Source organism: Streptomyces sp. NPDC001515 (assembly GCF_053597115.1).
In genome coordinates, this window is the sequence record NZ_JBSFHN010000026.1 from 47861 (window position 1) to 64516 (window position 16656).

Sequence of the window (16656 nt, forward strand, 5' to 3'; positions counted from 1 at the left end):
ACTTAGCCTAGCCTAACTAAGGCTTACCTAACTACCTTCTCGCCAGGCCCGCCACAGGCGCGCGTACCGGCCGCCCAGGGCCACCAGTTCGTCGTGCGTGCCCTGTTCCACCACGCGTCCGGCGTCCAGGACGGCGATCCGGTCCGCGGCCATCGCCTGGGTCAGCCGGTGCGCCACGAACAGGGTGGTGCGGCCCGCGCAGGCGGCCAGCACCGCGCGTTCCAGTTCGGCAGCGCCCTCGCTGCCGGCCTCCGCGGTCGACTCGTCGAGCACGACGACCGGGGCCCGCCCCAGCACCAGCCGGGCCAGCGCGATCCGGGCGACCGTGGTGCCGTCCAGCCGCTCACCGCCCTCACCGACGGCGGTCCGCGTCCCCTCGGGCAGCCCTTCCACCCAGGAGGCCGCGCCCACGGTCCGCAGCGCGTCGGCCAGTTCGTCGTCGGTCGCCTCCGGGGCGGCCAGGCGCAGATCGTCGGCGAGCGGCCCGGAGAAGACGTGCGTCTCCTGCGTCAGGATGCTCACCAGCGCCCGTGCGCCCGCCTCGTCCAGATCCGCCAGATCGTGCGGCCCGATGCGCACCGCACCGCTCCAGGGCGTCCCGATGCCCGCGATCAGCGCGGCCAGGGTGGATTTCCCGGCCCCGGTCGCCCCGACCAGGGCGAGCGAACTCCCGGCCGGGATCGTCAGACTGACGTCCCGCAGCACCGGCTCCTCGGAGCCGGGGTAGCCGAAGGTCAGCTTCTCCACCGAGACGGGGTGGGACGCGGCCTCGGGGGCGTCGACCCCGCCGTCCCCCACCAGGCGCTCCTGGGCGTCCTCCCCCACGACGCCGACCAGCCGGGTCAGGGAGGCGCCGGACTTCTGCGCCTCGTCGAAGGTGAACATGATGGCGCCGAGCGGGGTGAACAGCCGGTGGAACATCAGCGGGGCGGCCGCCACCTCCCCGAGCGTGGCCGATCCGCCCTCCAGGAGCGCGTACCCGACCAGGAGGATCAGCACCAGACCGATGAACTCGGCGCGGTTCTCCCGGCCGACGAAGCGCCCGAAGAAGCGGAAGACGTCGATGCCGAGGTTCCGCACCCGCCAGGACTCCTCCGTGACCTTCTCCCGGAACGCGCCCTCCAGCCGGTAGGCGCGGACCGTGTCGATCCCGTCGAGTCCGCTGATCAGGGCCTGGGCCCGGTCGGCCTGGGCGGCCCGCTGCCGGCGGTAGAGGGGGGCGGAGCGGGGCAGGTACCAGCGCAGGGCCAACGCGTACGCGGGCAGCGCTCCGGCCCCGGCCAGTCCGAGCCGCCAGTCGAGACCGAACATGCCCAGGGTCGCGATGGCCACCAGCACCCCGGCGGTGAACACGGTGGGGACGGCGGAGCGGATGCCCCGCGACAGCACGGCGACGTCGTCACCGACCCGGGACAGCACGTCCCCCCGCCCCACCTGCTCGATGCGGGCGCTGGGCATCGCCAGGACCGCGCGCACGGCGCGCTCCCGCAGCCGGGCGAGCAGGTCCGCGCCGAGCCGTCCGATGAGGTACGTCGACGCCGCGGTGGCCACCGCGCCGAACAGCGCGGCGGCCACCATCAGGACACCGATCCTGACCAGCAGGGACCGGGGCTCGCCCCCGGTCACGCCGTCGACCACCTGGCCGAGCAGCAGCACCGGGAGCACCTGGAGCGCCGCCCCGGCCACCGTGGTGCCCACGGTGGCCGCCGTCAGCCACGGCATCGCGCGGCAGTGCTCCGCGAGCCATCGGGCGGCCTCCCGGCCGGTCGCCGTGGACAGGGCGGCCGGGACGGCGCGGGACGTGGCGGCGCTCACCCGAGAACGTCCGGGGTGTGCCGGGCGAAGGGGGTCACGGGGCGGCCGACTTCACGAGTTCGTCGATCGCGTACGGCAGCGACAGCAGCGTCCCCTGGGACATGGCGGCGCCGACGGCCGGGCCCTCGCTGTCCAGGAGGTAGGAGACCCGGCCCTCCTTGACCGCCTTGAGGTTGGCGAAGAGCGGGGACTTCTTGAGGGCTTCCGTGTCGGCCTTGTCGTTGATCACGAAGATGCGGTCGACGTCGACCAGGTCCATGCGTTCGGGCGAGAGCTTGGTGTAGAACTTCCCGCCGGCGATCTTGTCGATCTCCGTGGCGCCCTGGTAGCCGATGCCGGTCACCAGGCGTCCCCGGACGTCGGTGGTGGTGAACGGCGCGACCGAGTTGTCGTACCAGGAGAGCGGGACGGCGGTCTGCTTCGCGAACTCGGGGTGGGCCTTCGCGGCGGCGTCCAGCTTCGTCTGGATGCCGGCGACCAGGTCCTTGCCCTCCTTCTCCTTGCCGAGGGCCTTGGCGATGTGCACCGCGTTGTCCTGCCACGGGGCGCTGAAGGGCTCCTTCTCCGCCTTGGTGCGGCCCACCGTCGGAGCGATCTTGGAGAGCTTGTCGTAGGCGGCCCGGTCGATCTCCGAGTAGACCGCGATGATCAGATCCGGCCGCAAGGACGCGATCTTCTCGTAGTTGGGGCCCGCGTCACCGTTCTTCATGATGACCTCGGGACGGGCGTCGCCCCACTTGTCCTTCACCCAGGGCCACTGGGTGTTGATGTCGGGCGTCGTGCCCTCGGGGTTGGGGTACTGGTCGACCATGCCGACCGGCTTGATGCCGAGGGCGAGGATCGCCTGGTCGTCGGTGTAGCCGACGGAGACGACGCGCTCCGGGGCCTTGGTGATCTCGGTGGACCCGAAGGCGTGCTCCACGGTCACCGGGAAGGCGCCCGCGGCGGCCGGGGCCTTGTCGGCCGTCTTGTCCGCGTCGTCCTTCGTGTCGGATCCGCACCCCGCCAGGAGGCCGACGCCGAGGGCCGCCGCCGACAGGGTGGCCGCCAGTCGCCGCCAGGGCTTCATGGGCGTCGTTCTATGGAGGAGCATCCGGATTCCCTTGCTGTCGCACTGTCCACTGAGCCCTTGAGTAAGGGCAGCCAAACCTTACCTCTATGAGATGAGGGTAGCCTAGCCTAAATTCTTCTACTTCCTTGGTCCGCGCCTCAGTTGAGCGGGACGTGGGTGCGGCCGATGGGCACGATCAGGGGGCGGTCGCCCACCGGATCGTCGATCACCCTGGCGCGCAGGCCGAACGCCTCGTCCAGCAGCTCGGCCGTGATCACCTCGCGCGGATGGCCCTGGGCCAGGATCTCTCCCCCGCGCATCACCACGAGGTTGTCGCTGTAGCGCGTCGCGAGGTTGAGGTCGTGGAGGACCATGACCACCGTGCGGCCGGACTCGTGCAGATCGTCCACGAGATCGAGCACGTCGATGGCGTGCGCCAGGTCGAGATACGTGGTCGGCTCGTCGAGCAGGAGCAGATCGGTGCCCTGGGCCAGGGTCATCGATATCCAGACCCGCTGGCGCTGCCCCCCGGACAGCGAGTCCACCGGGCGGTCGGCGAGTTCGGAGACCCCGGTCAGCGCCAGCGCGTCGGCCACCACGTCGGCGTCGTCGGAGGACCACTGCCGCAGCCAGCTCTGGTGCGGGTGACGGCCGCGCGCCACCAGGTCGGCGACCGTCAGCCCCTCGGGCGCGACGGGTGCCTGCGGCAGCAGGCCGAGCTTCCTGGCCACGTCCCGGGTCCTGAGCCGGGAGATGTCGTCCCCGTCCAGCACCACGGTGCCGGCGGCCGGTTTCAGCAGCCGGCTCAGGGTCCGCAACAGGGTGGACTTCCCGCAGCCGTTGGGGCCGATGACGGTCGTGACGACCCCGGGCGGAATCTCCACGTCCAGGCCGTCGATGACGGTCCGGCCGCCGTATCCGACGGTGACGCCCCGGGCGGTCAGCCGCGGGGGGCCCGGGTCCGCCTGCGCGGCCTCGGGGACGGTCGTGACGGGGTGGACGGCCACGGGTGCTCCTTCGTCGGGGTGGTCCGGCTCGTCGGTCATGCGGCGCCCTGCCGCAGGTTCGCCCGTACCAGCAGGTACACCAGGAACGGGCCGCCGATCACGGCGGTCACGACGCCCACGGGCAGGGAGGCGGGCAGCACGGCTCGGGCGATCAGATCGGCGCCGGTGAGCAGCACCGCGCCGAAGAGCCCGGAGGCCACCAACGGCGGTGTGGGACAGCGCGCCAGACGCATCGCCACCTGCGGTGCCACGAGGGCGACGAAGGGCACCGGGCCCGCCGCGCTCACCGCGACGGCGGCGAGCAGCACGGCGCACAGCAGCAGGACGGCGCGGACCCGGGTGTGGCGCACCCCGAGGCCGGCCGCGACGTCGTCGCCCAGGTGCATCGGCTTGAACGGGAAGACCGCGCAGGCCACGACCACCAGCAGGGCGAGCGAGCACCACAGCGCCGTCCGCACGTCGTCCCAGGAGCGGTTGTCCAGCGAACCGACCAGCCAGGCCTGGGCGCGGGCCACATCCCGGATGTCGGCGCCGACCAGCAGCCAGGTCGTGACGGCCTCGGTCATCGCGCTCACCGAGATCCCGATGAGGATCAGCCGGAAGCCGTCCACCCCGCGCCGCCAGGCCAGGAGGTACACCAGCAGTCCGGCCCCGAGCCCGCCGGCGAGCGCCGCCAGCGACAGTCCCAGCGTGCCGGCCACGGCCGCCGACGCCCCGCCCGACACCGTCACCAGGAACACCGCGACCATGCCCGCGCCGCCGGTGATCCCGAGGACGTCCGGGCTGGCCAGCGGGTTGCGGGCGACGGACTGGGTGATCGCCCCGGACACCCCGAGCGCGACCCCCACGACCGCCCCGGCCAGGGCGCGCGGCATCCGCAGGTCCATGATGACGAAGGCGTCGACGCGTTCGCCCCCGCCGAAGAGGGTGGCGATCACCCGGGGCAGCGCGATCGGGAAGTCCCCGACGGCGATGGACAGGCAGAACACCAGGAAGGCGACCGCCGCCAGGGCCAGGGTGACCAGGGCGACCCGGGGCCGCAGCACCACCGACATCCCGCCCCAGCGCACACCCCGCGCCAGGACCGGGCGCCGCACCTCTGTCACGTTCATGCGCTCCTGAACTTTCCGCGCCACACCAGGCCCGCGAAGAACGGGGCGCCCAGCAGCGCCACGACGACACCGGAGTCAAGCTCGCCCGGCCGTACCACCACCCGGCCCGCGATGTCGCAGACCAGCAGGACGACCGCGCCGAGCAGACCCGCGTACGGGACGAGCCAGCGGTAGTCGGGACCGGTGAGATGGCGGGCCACATGAGCCACCATCAGCCCGAGGAAGGCGATCGGTCCGCACGCCGCCGTCGCCGCGCCCGCCAGCAGCGTGACGGCGACGATCCCGACCGTGCGGCTGCGGGCGATGTCCACGCCCAGCCCCCGCGCCACGTCGTCCCCGAGGTTCAGCAGATTGAGGGAGGGCAGCACGCACAGGGCGGCCACCAGGCCGAGGGCGACGAACACCGCCACCGGGCCGATGACGTCGAACCCGACGCCCGCCACCGAGCCGGCGTTCCAGAACCGCAGCGCGTTCAGCGACTTCTGGTCCGACAGCGCGACGGCGGTCGTCGTAGCCGCCAGGAACACCGTGATGCCCTGGCCCGCCAGCGCGAGCGTCAGCGGGTTGCCGGCCCCGCGGCCGATACTGGCCAGGGCGAAGACGACGACGCCGGAGACGGCCGCGCCCGCGAAGGCGAACCACACGTACTGGAACGGGTCGGTCAGCCCGAACACCGCGATCGCCGACACCACCGCGAACGAGGCGCCGGCGTTCACCCCCAGCAGTCCGGTGTCCGCGATCGGATTGCGCGTGTAGCCCTGGATCAGGGCGCCGCCGACGCCGAGCGCGAGGCCCGCGACCACGGCCAGGACGGTGCGCGGCAGCCGCACGGTGTGGACGATGAGCCGGATCTCGGTGAGCCGCTGGTCCGGTTCGGGCGCGGCGAACAGTCCGTGCCAGACCTCGGCGGGGCTCAGCGCCCGCGCGCCCACCGCCAGGGAGACGGCGGACGCGAGGACGAGGAGCACCACCAGCGCGCCCAGTCCCGCGACCCGTTTGCGGCGGGCGTCGGCGGGGCCCCGGGGTGCGGGGCGCTCCACTGCGGTGGTGCTCATGTCGGCGTACGTCATCCCTCGGGTCACGGGTGTGCGGCAGCGGTCAGCGCGGGGCGGGCGCGGAGCCCCGGGCGAGCATCGATTCGAGGATCTCGCCCACGCGCACGGCGGTGTTGGACAGCAGCGCGGAGGTGATGCCGTGCGTGTGCTCGGTACCGCCCTGGAGGTAGATGCCGCAGCGCACGGTGTCGTCGGTGGAGATCCGGTAGTCGCGTTCGACGCGGACCCGGCCCTCCTCGTCGCGCAGGCAGTGGCCGGCGACGTCGCCGAGCAGGGCGAGCGGGTCGGCGGGGCTGTAGCCGGTCGCGAAGACGACGAGATCGGCCTCCAGCAGGGTCTCCTCGCCCGTGACGAGGGAGCGGACGGTGGCCCGGACGTGGTCGGGCGTCTCCTTGGCCTCCTCCAGCCGCGAGACGTTGAGGAAGCGCAGCCGTTCGGCTCCGAGCACCTTCTCCTGGTACATCTGCCGGTAGAGGTCGTCGATCAGATCGATGTCCACCACCGAGTAGTTGGTGTTGCCGTGGTAGTCCATCAGACGGCGCTTGACGCCCTCGGGGGCGGCGTAGAACTCGTCGACCGCGCCGGGGTCGAATATCTTGTTGGCGAAGCTGCTGTCGTCGGCGGGGCTGTAGCCGTAGCGCGAGAAGACCGCGCAGATCTCCGCGCCGGGGAAGCGCCGGTGCAGATAGGCGACGTTCTCGGCGGCGCTCTGGCCGGCCCCGACCACCACCAGGCGGCGGGGCGAGGCGCCGTCCAACTCGTCGATCCGGGCGAGCAGTTCGGAGTTGTGCCAGATGCGCTCGCCGCGCTCGACGCCGTCCGGCAGGAGGGGGCGCAGCCCGGTGCCCACGACGAGGTCGCGGGCGCGGTGGACGGCGAGGCCCCGGCCGGAGCGGACCGTGACGTCCAGGTACTCCACGACGCCCTCGACGAGGACCGGTGTCACGGCGACGACCTCGTGGTCGTAGGCGACCATGTCGTCGACCTGCGCCGCGGCCCACTCGAAGTAGTCGTGGAACTCGACCCGGAGCGGGAAGAGGTTCTTGTGGTTGATGAAGTCGATCAGCCGTCCCTTGCTCTGGAGGTAGCACAGGAAGCTGAACGCACTGGAGGGGTTCCGCAGCGTCACCAGGTCCTTGAGGAAGGACACCTGCATCGTCGCGTCGTCGATGAGCATGCCGCGGTGCCAGCCGAAGCTGGGCTGGCGTTCGAAGAACAGCGCGTTCAACGGCTCCCCCGCGCCCGCCGCGTTGTGCTCGCTGACCGCGATCGCCATGGCCACGTTGGACGGCCCGAAGCCGATTCCGATGAGGTCGTGGACCGGTGGTGCGTCGCCAGGACGAACCTGTGACATTTCACTCCCATCGTGCGGGAAAGCCGCCGCGCGCCAGGTGCGGAGACAGTACGAAGGACGGGCACGCCGAAGGACCGGCCCGTTGAACTTAGGTAAGGCTAAGTTAATCACGCGACGGTGTCGATAGGTCAGATCCGGACAGCGATTTCGGCCAAGCGGCAGCGAACGTCGACACAACTGCGCGCCCGCGAGGGCTCGTTGCAGGATAAGGTAAGCCTTGCTTTACTTGCCTCGCACCGTTCCCATGCTGAGGAGGAACCCCATGCGGGTCGTCATGTTCGGTTATCAGACCTGGGGGCACCGCACCCTGCGCGCCCTGCTGGATTCCGAGCACGACGTGGTGCTGGTCGTGACGCATCCCAGGAGCGAGCACGCGTACGAGAAGATCTGGAGCGACTCGGTCGCCGACCTCGCCGAGGAGCACGGCGTCCCGGTGCTGATCCGCAACCGGCCGGACGACGACGAACTGTACGAGCGCCTGCGCGCGGCCGATCCGGACATCATCGTGGCCAACAACTGGCGCACCTGGATCCCGCCGCGCGTCTTCACCCTCCCCCGGCACGGCACGCTGAACATCCACGACTCACTGCTGCCGAAGTACGCCGGATTCTCCCCGCTGATCTGGGCGCTGATCAACGGCGAGAGCGAAGTGGGCGTCACCGCGCACCTGATGAACGACGAACTCGACGCCGGCGACATCGTCCGGCAGGAGGCGGTCCCGGTCGGCCCGACGGACACCGCGACCGACCTGTTCCACAAGACCGTCGACCTCATCGCGCCGGTCACCACCGGCGCGCTCGCCCTCATCGCGTCCGGGCGGACCGAGTTCACCCGCCAGGACCGCTCGCAGGCGAGCTTCTTCCACAAGCGCTCCGACGAGGACATCCGTATCGACTGGAACTGGCCCGCCGAGGACTTGGAGCGCCTGGTGCGCGCCCAGTCCGAGCCCTACCCCAGCGCCTACGCCTTCCACCGGGGCCGCCGCCTCGACATCCTCGCCGCCGTCGTCTCCCAGGGGCGCTACGGGGGCACGCCCGGCCGCATCTTCTACCGCGAGGGCGAGGGCGTCGTGATCGTCGCGGGGGCGGACGCCCGCACCGGCCGCAACCGCGGTCTGGCGATCACCCGGGTGCGCACCGAGGACGGCCGGGAGCTGGCGGCGACGGAGTACTTCACGACCATGGGCGGCTATCTCACCAGCCGGCCCTGAGCCGCCCGCCGTCCCGGGGCGCCGTCTCCAGGAGGCGGCGCAGCGAGGCGCGCGCGGGCGGGCCCCAGGAGGACTTGCCGCCGGGCCGGCCGTGGTCCCCCGCGTCGCCGACGGAGAGGCCGGTCAGCGCCTGCACCACGGCCCAGCCCCGGGCGCGGCGCCGGGTCGCGGGGTCGGCGGCCGGTCCGTACGCCGCGTGGAAGCGGTCGATCGCCCCGTCCGGCAGCAGTACCCAGGCGGACCCCAGATCGCCCGCCGGGTCGCCGCAGCAGAGGTCGCCGAAGTCGATCACCCCGCAGAAACCGCCGTCCTCGGTGAGGACGTTGGCCGGGTGGAGGTCCGCGTGGAGCCAGAGCGCGGGCCCCTCCCACACGGGTGCGGCGACCGCGTCCTCCCAGACCGCCCGGACGGCGTCCGGGTCGTCGATCAGCCCCTGTCCGGCGGCCGTCGCGATCGTCCTGAGCACGGCGTCGGAGATCGCGGAGAGCGGTCCGCCCCTGCCGAATCCTCCGGTCGGCGCGGAGTCGGGGGCCGGACGGTGCAGCGCCCTCAGGAAGGCGGCCAGGGTCTCGGCCGCGTGGTCCGCCCGGGTGGCCGGTGCCCGGTCGCCGGGTGTCCCGGGCACCCAGGTGGTGACGGTCCAGGGCCGGGGGAAGCGCGCGGAGGGCTCCCCGATGCGCTGCGGCACGGGCACCGGCAGGGGCAGCCTCGGGGCGAGGACGGGCAGCCAGGTGTGTTCCTTGCGCAGCAGTTCGTCGGAGCGCTCCGTCGCCCAGGGCAGTCGTACGGCGAGGTCGTCGCCCAGCCGCCAGAGCTGGTTGTCCCAGCCGCGCGCACCGAGGCGGACGGGCCGGCCGGCCAGATCGGGATGCTGCTCGCGCAGCAGCCCGACGACGAGTTCGGCGGTGATCTCGGTCTCGGTGGAGGTCATGCCGCCCCACCGTAGCCGGATCCGGCCGACGCGGGGTGGTCGGGGTCCGGTGCCGGACCCCCACCCCCGGCCCGCCGGGGGTCGGATCAGCCGTCGGACTCGGGCGGCGGGATCGCCGCGCCCGGGACGTCCTGCGGTGCGAAGATCTTCTTCTCACCGGGGTAGGGCTGCTTCCAGTTGTGCGTCTCGTACCAGGTGAAGTGGTTCATCTGCGCCGGGTTGGCGAAGTCCGGCACGGCCTGGGGACCGGTCAGCCGCTGCCGGGACTTCCAGGTGTTCCACCGCGCGGCCAGCGGCTTCATCGCGGCGCCGGGGTCGGAGGTGAGGACCCGGTAGTCGAGTGCGCGGTCCTGGGCGGCCAGTTCGTCCAGGGGCCCGGAGTGGACGACCCGTCCGGTGGACAGGATGGTGACCTCGGAGCACAGGGCCTCCAGGTCGTCCATGCGGTGGCTGGAGAGCACGACGGCGGTGCCACGGGCGGCGAGCCCGGTCAGGACGCCGTGGATGTGCCGCTTCCCGGCCGGGTCCAGGCCGTTGGCGGGTTCGTCCAGGACCAGCAGCCGGGGTTCGGCCAGCAGGGCGGCGGCCAGTCCGAGGCGCTGGCGCATGCCGAGGGAGAAGCCGCGCGTGCGGTCGTCGGCGACGTCGCCGAGCCCGACCTGCTCCAGGGTCTCCTCGATCGCCGTGTCCGCGCGGCCGGCGCCGTGCAGCGCGGCGAGCGCGGACAGGTTCTGCCGGGCGGTGAGCGAGGGGTAGAGCCCGGGGCCGTCGACGAATCCGGCGACGCCCTCGGGGACCGACAGCGCCCGGCCCACGGGGGTGCCCAGGATCTCCAGCCCGCCCGCGTCGGCGGTGGCGAGACCGAGGAGCAGGCCGAGCAGGGTGGTCTTGCCCGCCCCGTTGGGGCCGGCCAGCCCGTGGATCCGCCCCCGCGTCACTTCCAGATCGACTCCGTCGAGCGCGATGACGTCACCGAAGCTCTTGACGATGCCGCGCGCCCGGACGGCGGGGAGCGTGTCCATGAGTCCCTTCCCGGTAGACCGGAAAGGACCCTAGGACCGGCACACGACCCTGCCAGGGGCGGCGAGTTGAACGAACGGGGAACGCGCGGCGACCGGAGGGGACCGCACCGGGGCTTCCCTCTGCTTGTCCCGTTCGTGCCCAACACGAAGCGAGCACGCGAAGGGCGCGGCAGGGGTCAGTCGCGTGCGGCGGCGCCCCGGCGGGTGGCCCGGGGACGGTACTCGACCACCACGAGCGCCAGCGCGACGTAGCGCTCGACCAGCTCGTCGGGGCCGACCTCGCCGTCGGCGCGGTACCACTGGGCGACCGCGTTGCACATCGCGATCACCGCGCGCCGGGCGTCGTCGGGGTAGGGGGTGAGGAACAGCCCCCGCGCCACCCCGTCCTCGATCACCTCGCGGAACTGACGGGAGCCGCGCTCCTCGTTCTCGCGGTAGCGGGCCAGGTGCTCGGGCTCCAGGCTGCGGCCCTCGGTCAGCACGATGCTGCTCTTCGCGCGGTGGTCGATGCGGAAGCGCACGGTGGCCTCGACCAGCGCCTCCAGCCGCTCGGCCGGATCGTCGCCGACCGCGTCGAGCGCCCGCTCGCAGGAGGAGAAGTAGGCGTCGAGCCCGTCGTCGAGAATGGCGACCAGCAGTTCCTGCTTGCCCTTGTAGTAGTAGTACAGGGCGGAGAGGCTGACGCCGGCGCGCTGGGCGATGTCGCGGATCGAGGTCGATCCGTACCCCTGCTCGGAGAACTCCTGCCGGGCCGCCTCGATGATCGCCTGGTGGCCCGCGGGTCGACTCGACACGACGCTCCGATCTCCGTACCAGCCGGGCACGCTCGCTCCAGGCCGACCGTTCGACCAGGTGGACAGAAAGCCTCATGGTAACGCGGGGCCCACTCCGCCGCCGTGGTCCGGCCGCCGGGTCAGGACGCGCTCGTCGCCGCCCGCTCGGCGGCGCTGCGCAGGACGCAGAACTCATTGCCCTCGGGGTCGGCGAGGACCGCCCAGCCGGTGCCGTCGGGCTCCCTGAGGTCGTCGACGAGGGTGGCGCCCAGCTCCAGGAGCCGGGCGACCTCCGCCTCGCGGGTCGTCGTCGGCCGCAGGCACAGGTGCAGCCGGTTCTTGACGGTCTTCGGCTCGGGAACCTGGTTGAAGTGGAGCAGCGGCCCGTGCGGCAGCATCACCTCCGCCTCCGTCACGCCCGGCCCGTCCTCCTCGTGGAGCGGGTGGCCCAGCACCCGGCTCCAGAACCGGGCCAGCTCATAGGCATCCGCACAGTCGATCGCCACGTTCTGCAGTTCCGGGTACATACGGGCCAGCCTGCCCGAGCGGCCGCGCGGTCCGCCAGTCCCGGCGGCCGGTCAGCCGACGGGCGCGGCGGCCGGCACGGTCTCGGGCGAGCCCCCGGCCTGCGGGACGCCGGGGCGGGTGGCGGCCGGGGCGGGTGGCGCGGCGCGGCGCCGGGCCGCGTGGCCGACGGCGACGAGGGTCAGCGCGACGGTCCCGGCCAGCGCCGGCCAGTACACATAGCGGTAGTTGGACTCGGGGGCGGTCGGCAGATAGGCCAGGATGTAGAGCAGCGAGCTGGCGCCGAGCAGGCGCAGTTCGCGGCCGAAGGGGCCGGCCCACCGGCGGCGCAGGACGAGGACGAGCGATACGGCCAGCCAGAACCAGCCCTGGAACAGCATCGGCAGATCGCGGTGGGCGCCGGTCACGTAGTTCCCCAGCGCGGCCCGCAGCGTGTCGTTGAGCGGCTCGCGCCGGGCCACGGGGTTGATCTCGACGCCCGCGTTGGCGCGGGTGCCGTTCCAGAAGACCTGGTTGCTCCGGAACAGCAGTTTGCTGAAGACCCGGACGCGGTATTCGGCGTACCCCTTCCAGTGCCGGGGCATCTGCTGGGTCCACATGCGCACGACGACGTCGGCGTTCCGGTCGAGATAGGTGACGTCGAAGGGCCGGCGGTGCGGGAAGCACTGGAGGTAGGCGTCGGAGGTGATCCCGCGCCGCGCGCAGTCGGTGGCGGCGGTGACCAGACCGTCCCTCAGATCGGGGCTCGCGCCCGCCTGTTCAGCGGCGGCGCGCACCTGTTCGGGGGTGAGGACGTGGACGAGGTCGTCGACCGGGATCACGGCGTAGACGCGGGTCGGCAGCGGCGAGGTGGCGGCGTCCACGGCGGCGCCGCCGGCCAGGACGACCGCGAGGAAGGCCCCGGCGGCGGCCACCCAGTGGCGGCGGCCCGGGGCGGGCCACGCGGTGAGCGTGAGCAGGGCGAGGAACGGGAGCGCGGCGGGCAGGCCGTTCTTGCGTACGAGGGCGGCGTAGCCGAGCAGCAGCAGCCCCAGGGCGAGCAGCGCCCAGCGCGTCCTCGTCCGGTGCGGGGGCAGGTCGCGCACGGTCAGGGCTACGGCGAGGACCGCGAGCAGCGCGTACGCGAGGTGCACGTCCTTCCAGACGACGCCGGTGAAGTTCATGAGGTGCGGGGCGAAGCCGACGGCCAGCGGGGCGAGGGAGAGGCCGCGGCTGCCGGTGTGCTTCCACACCAGCCGGGCCAGCACCCAGAGGGAGCCCCACAGCAGGGCGGCCTGGAGGGAGGCGAGGGAGGCGAAGTCTCCGGTGACCGCGATGACGGCCCGCCAGACGAGCGCCATCACGGGCGGGTGCCAGTCGTTGACGGGCTCGTCGCCGAGCGCCTGCCCCAGCTGGGTGTTGCTGTCGGCGCTGAGGTAGCCGGGATGGAAGACGGTGGCCACGGCGTAGCCGCCGGCCGAGGCGAGGGCCGCCAGCCACCACGGCCACAGGGTGCCCGCCCGGCGGGCGTCGCGCAGCGCGGTGGTCCATCGGTCGACGGTTCGGGACATGTGGGCGGGGCCTCCCAGCCGATGACGACAGGTCGCCGTGCCGCGCGTCCGCGAGCCGAGGGGGAACGGCTCGCCGGCGGCAGGCCCGGGGAATCTATGCGTATCGGACGGGGCAGGACAAACCGAAATGATTATGGGTCCGCGCTGCCGAGCACCCCGGCGTCAGGCCATGAGCCAGCCGCGCAGCGCGGCCTGGACGCCCGCCTGGAAGCGGGTCTCCGCGTTCAGCGCGCGCATCAGCCGGGTGATGCGGCGGCGCACGGTGTGGACGTGGATGTCCAGCCGCCGGGCCATCGCCTCGTCCTTGAGGCCGGAGGCGAGCATGGTGAGCAGTTCCCGGTCCTCGTCGGTGATCTCCTCCTCGACCACGGAGCCGATGGGCAGGGCGCGCTCCCAGATCCCCTCGAACAGCGGCACCAGGGCGTTGCTCAGCAGCGCGTCGCTCACCACCAGGGCGGAGGCCGTCGGATCCGCCGCGTCGGTCGGCGGCAGCAGGGTCACCCGGCGGTCGATCCCGATCAGCTTGGTGGGCAGGTCCCTGCCCACCCGTATCTGTACGCCCTGCGCGGCCAGTTCGCCCAGGCCCCGGGCCCGCCCGTGGAAGCGCAGCCCCTCGCGGTCCACCACGACCCGCACCCGCACCCCGCGCCGCACCGGTTCGGTGACGTCGAGCGGGGCGGGCATGCCGTTCGGCTCGCTCGACGCGTACGGCGGGCGGTCCAGGAGGACGACCTCCTCGCTCGCCGAGATCAGCAGCGACGCCACCCGGGCGGCGATGGCACGGCCGCCCCGGACCGCCTCGATCCCGGTGGTGCCCGCGGTGGGCACGGCGCTCTGGATCCGGGCCGCGATCCGGTCGACGGAGCCGGTCAGCTCCTCCAGTTCCGCGGAGCGGTGCAGCAGTTCGGCCTGGCGCAGATGGATCAGATTGCGCAGCGCGGTGGCGGGGGCCACGGCGTCGGGAAGGGCCGTGCCGCGCCGGGCCGGATGGACGAATCCCTGTCCGGCCAGCCGGGCCAGCGCGTTGGTCACCCGGCGGACCGTCAGTCCGAGGCGCCGGGCGAGCGCCGTGCGGGAGGCGGGTGCGGGTGGGTCGAGCAGCGCCTCGTACACCCGGAGTTCATCGGCTCCGAGACCCAGCGCCTGCCATTGCGTGTCCTGCTCCGTCCACCCCACTGGCGCGATTCTCCTCTGTTCCCGCAGGTCATACAAGTGTCGGATCGGGCGGCGGCATTCGGGTGATCCGTTCGGCGCAGCCCTGCTGGCCGACGGCCGTCCCCGGGGCGAGGCTGGCGGTCCGGGCGGCCGACGGGCCGCTCTCCGACGGACAGGGAGCACGGATGACCGGGAACACGCCGCCCAAGGATGCCCAGCCCGCGATCGGCCGGGCCAACGAGTCGGTGCTGAGCCGGTTCCCGTTCGACGACACCCGGGATCTGGACGACGCCCGTCGCGGGTTCCTGGGCACGTCGGACACGAGCATCATCGGCGCGGCCGACGGACGGACCGTGTGGGACCTCGACGCCTACGGCTTCCTGGACGACGACTGCCCGCCCACGGCCAACCCGAGCCTGTGGCGGCAGAGCCGGCTGGTCCGCGACCACGGTCTGTTCGAGGTCACCGAGGGGATCTACCAGGTCAGGGGCTTCGACCTCTCGAACATGACGCTCGTGGAGGGCGACCGGGGCGTCTTCGTGATCGACCCGCTGATCTCCGCCGAGACGGCCGCGGCGGCGCTCGCCCTGTACCGGCGCCACCGCGGGCACCGTCCGGTGACCGGCGTGCTGTACACGCACAGCCACGTCGACCACTTCGGCGGGGTGCGCGGCGTCCTCACCGACGAGGACGTGGCGGCCGGGGTGCCGGTGCTCGCGCCGGAGGGTTTCCTGGAGCACGCGGTGAGCGAGAACGTGTACGCGGGCACGGCGATGGCCCGCCGCGCCGCGTACATGTACGGGGCGGCGCTGCCCAAGGGCGAGCGCGGCCAGATCGGTGCCGGGCTGGGGCAGACGACGTCGACCGGTTCGGTCGGACTCGTCCCGCCGACGCTCGACATCACCCGTACGGGGCAGACGGAGACGGTCGACGGCATCCGTATGGTCTTCCAGCTGACACCGGGCACGGAGGCGCCGTCCGAGCTGAACATCCACTTCCCCGGCCGCTCCGCGCTCTGCATGGCGGAGAACGCCACGCACAACCTCCACAACCTGCTGACGCTGCGGGGCGCGGAGGTCCGCGACCCGCGCGTCTGGGCGCGGTATCTGACGGAGGCCGTCGCGCTGTTCGGTGACGGGACCGAGGTGGCCTTCGCCTCCCACCACTGGCCGGTCTGGGGCCGTGAGCGGGTGCTGGCCTTCCTGTCGGAACAGCGCGACCTCTACGCCTATCTGCACGACCAGACGCTGCGGATGATCAACGAGGGCATGACCCCGCTGGAGATCGCCGAGGCGATGCGGATGCCCCCGGCCCTGGAGCGGGCCTGGCACACCCATGGCTACTACGGTTCGGTGAGCCACAACACCAAGGCGATCTACCAGCGCTACCTGGGCTGGTTCGACGGGAACCCGGCGCATCTGTGGGAGCACCCGCCCGTCGAAGCGGCCCGGCGGTACGTGGAGTTCATGGGCGGCGCCGACGAGGTGGTGCGCCGGGCGCGCGCGTCCTTCGGGGCGGGCGACTACCGGTGGGTCGTCCAGGTCGTCAACCACGTCGTCTTCGCACAGCCGGACCACGCCGGGGCGCGGGAGCTCCAGGCGGACGCGCTGGAGCAGTTGGGCTACGGCAGCGAGAACGGCACCTGGCGCAACTTCTTCCTGATGGGCGCCCTGGAGCTGCGCGACGGCGCGGTCGGCACGCCGACGACGACCGCCTCCCCCGACTTCCTGCGGGCGCTCGGCCTGGACCAGCTCTTCGACGCGCTGTGCATCCGGGTCGACGGCCCGCGCAGCTGGGACGCGGACATTGCGGTCCTCTGGAAGGTGCGCGGCGGGGACGCGATCGTGCTGCGGCTGCGCAACGGGGTGCTGACGCACACGGCCGCCGGCGGACCGGCGGCCGTGGAGCCCGATGTCGAGGTGACCCTGGACGAGGAGGATCTGCGGTCCGTTCTCCTGGGACAGCTCGCCCCGGCGGACCTCGCGGCGCGCGCCGAGGTGACCGGCGACCCGGCGAGGATCGCCGAGCTGCTGGGCCATCTCTGCGCCCCGGACCCGGACTTCGCGCTCGTGACGCCCTGACATCGGCGCCCGGCC

General features: G+C 72.7%; 14 protein-coding genes. 2 read left to right on the top strand and 12 right to left on the bottom strand.

Annotated features, from left to right (window positions below; genetic code table 11):
* Window positions 1-27: 27 nt before the first annotated feature.
* The 6 genes from ACWCXC_RS25730 to ACWCXC_RS25755 form a co-directional block, all read right to left on the bottom strand.
* Window positions 28-1815 carry an ABC transporter ATP-binding protein gene (locus ACWCXC_RS25730; RefSeq protein ID WP_450890664.1) on the bottom strand — a complete coding sequence of 596 codons (1788 nt, stop codon included), beginning with the start codon at window positions 1813-1815 and terminating at the stop codon, window positions 28-30.
* A gap of 34 nt (window positions 1816-1849) precedes the next feature.
* Entirely contained in the window at window positions 1850-2908 is a 1059-nt protein-coding gene (locus tag ACWCXC_RS25735) for an iron-siderophore ABC transporter substrate-binding protein (protein ID WP_450682068.1), read from the bottom strand.
* 116 nt (window positions 2909-3024) lie between these two features.
* Entirely contained in the window at window positions 3025-3912 is an 888-nt protein-coding gene (locus ACWCXC_RS25740; protein WP_450890665.1) for an ABC transporter ATP-binding protein, read from the bottom strand.
* Entirely contained in the window at window positions 3909-4985 is a 1077-nt protein-coding gene (locus ACWCXC_RS25745; RefSeq protein ID WP_450890666.1) for a FecCD family ABC transporter permease, read from the bottom strand. Before ACWCXC_RS25745 ends, ACWCXC_RS25740 begins: the two co-directional genes overlap by 4 nt.
* On the bottom strand, window positions 4982-6040 hold the full coding sequence (locus ACWCXC_RS25750) for a FecCD family ABC transporter permease (protein WP_450890667.1): 1059 nt from the start codon (window positions 6038-6040) through the stop codon (window positions 4982-4984). The genes ACWCXC_RS25745 and ACWCXC_RS25750 overlap by 4 nt, the downstream gene beginning before the upstream one ends.
* A gap of 43 nt (window positions 6041-6083) precedes the next feature.
* The gene (locus ACWCXC_RS25755) at window positions 6084-7394 is read right to left on the bottom strand and encodes a lysine N(6)-hydroxylase/L-ornithine N(5)-oxygenase family protein (protein WP_450682064.1); all 1311 of its coding nucleotides are present in this window, start codon (window positions 7392-7394) and stop codon (window positions 6084-6086) included.
* A gap of 262 nt (window positions 7395-7656) precedes the next feature.
* Here ACWCXC_RS25755 and ACWCXC_RS25760 point away from each other — a divergent pair, with 262 nt between their 5' ends.
* A complete protein-coding gene (locus tag ACWCXC_RS25760; protein WP_450682063.1) occupies window positions 7657-8604 on the top strand; it encodes a methionyl-tRNA formyltransferase in 948 nt (315 codons plus the stop codon).
* Here ACWCXC_RS25760 and ACWCXC_RS25765 read toward each other — a convergent pair.
* The 6 genes from ACWCXC_RS25765 to ACWCXC_RS25790 all read right to left on the bottom strand — a co-directional run bounded on the left by ACWCXC_RS25765 (window position 8588) and on the right by ACWCXC_RS25790 (window position 14581).
* Window positions 8588-9535, bottom strand: coding sequence for an aminoglycoside phosphotransferase family protein (locus ACWCXC_RS25765; protein WP_450890668.1), 948 nt, complete (start codon window positions 9533-9535; stop codon window positions 8588-8590). The genes ACWCXC_RS25760 and ACWCXC_RS25765 overlap by 17 nt on opposite strands.
* A gap of 86 nt (window positions 9536-9621) precedes the next feature.
* Window positions 9622-10557, bottom strand: coding sequence for an ABC transporter ATP-binding protein (locus ACWCXC_RS25770; protein WP_450890669.1), 936 nt, complete (start codon window positions 10555-10557; stop codon window positions 9622-9624).
* A gap of 176 nt (window positions 10558-10733) precedes the next feature.
* Window positions 10734-11351, bottom strand: a complete 618-nt coding sequence (locus ACWCXC_RS25775) for a TetR family transcriptional regulator (RefSeq protein ID WP_450682060.1) — start codon at window positions 11349-11351, stop codon at window positions 10734-10736.
* A gap of 119 nt (window positions 11352-11470) precedes the next feature.
* The gene (locus tag ACWCXC_RS25780) at window positions 11471-11857 is read right to left on the bottom strand and encodes a VOC family protein (protein ID WP_383634306.1); all 387 of its coding nucleotides are present in this window, start codon (window positions 11855-11857) and stop codon (window positions 11471-11473) included.
* A gap of 51 nt (window positions 11858-11908) precedes the next feature.
* Window positions 11909-13405 (bottom strand): hypothetical protein, encoded by a 1497-nt coding sequence (locus tag ACWCXC_RS25785; protein ID WP_450890670.1) that lies wholly within the window; start codon window positions 13403-13405, stop codon window positions 11909-11911.
* A 162-nt stretch (window positions 13406-13567) separates the two neighbouring features.
* Entirely contained in the window at window positions 13568-14581 is a 1014-nt protein-coding gene (locus ACWCXC_RS25790) for a LuxR family transcriptional regulator (protein WP_450890671.1), read from the bottom strand.
* A gap of 164 nt (window positions 14582-14745) precedes the next feature.
* Here ACWCXC_RS25790 and ACWCXC_RS25795 point away from each other — a divergent pair, with 164 nt between their 5' ends.
* Window positions 14746-16641, top strand: a complete 1896-nt coding sequence (locus ACWCXC_RS25795; RefSeq protein WP_450890672.1) for an alkyl/aryl-sulfatase — start codon at window positions 14746-14748, stop codon at window positions 16639-16641.
* Window positions 16642-16656: the final 15 nt, after the last annotated feature.

Coding starts and splice junctions, on each gene's coding strand:
- ACWCXC_RS25735 (WP_450682068.1), bottom strand. CDS start 2,908: ATGCTCCTCCATAGAACGACGCCCATGAAGCCCTGGCGGCGACTGGCG.
- ACWCXC_RS25740 (WP_450890665.1), bottom strand. CDS start 3,912: ATGACCGACGAGCCGGACCACCCCGACGAAGGAGCACCCGTGGCCGTC.
- ACWCXC_RS25745 (WP_450890666.1), bottom strand. CDS start 4,985: ATGAACGTGACAGAGGTGCGGCGCCCGGTCCTGGCGCGGGGTGTGCGC.
- ACWCXC_RS25750 (WP_450890667.1), bottom strand. CDS start 6,040: ATGAGCACCACCGCAGTGGAGCGCCCCGCACCCCGGGGCCCCGCCGAC.
- ACWCXC_RS25755 (WP_450682064.1), bottom strand. CDS start 7,394: ATGTCACAGGTTCGTCCTGGCGACGCACCACCGGTCCACGACCTCATC.
- ACWCXC_RS25760 (WP_450682063.1), top strand. CDS start 7,657: ATGCGGGTCGTCATGTTCGGTTATCAGACCTGGGGGCACCGCACCCTG.
- ACWCXC_RS25765 (WP_450890668.1), bottom strand. CDS start 9,535: ATGACCTCCACCGAGACCGAGATCACCGCCGAACTCGTCGTCGGGCTG.
- ACWCXC_RS25770 (WP_450890669.1), bottom strand. CDS start 10,557: ATGGACACGCTCCCCGCCGTCCGGGCGCGCGGCATCGTCAAGAGCTTC.
- ACWCXC_RS25780 (WP_383634306.1), bottom strand. CDS start 11,857: ATGTACCCGGAACTGCAGAACGTGGCGATCGACTGTGCGGATGCCTAT.
- ACWCXC_RS25785 (WP_450890670.1), bottom strand. CDS start 13,405: ATGTCCCGAACCGTCGACCGATGGACCACCGCGCTGCGCGACGCCCGC.
- ACWCXC_RS25795 (WP_450890672.1), top strand. CDS start 14,746: ATGACCGGGAACACGCCGCCCAAGGATGCCCAGCCCGCGATCGGCCGG.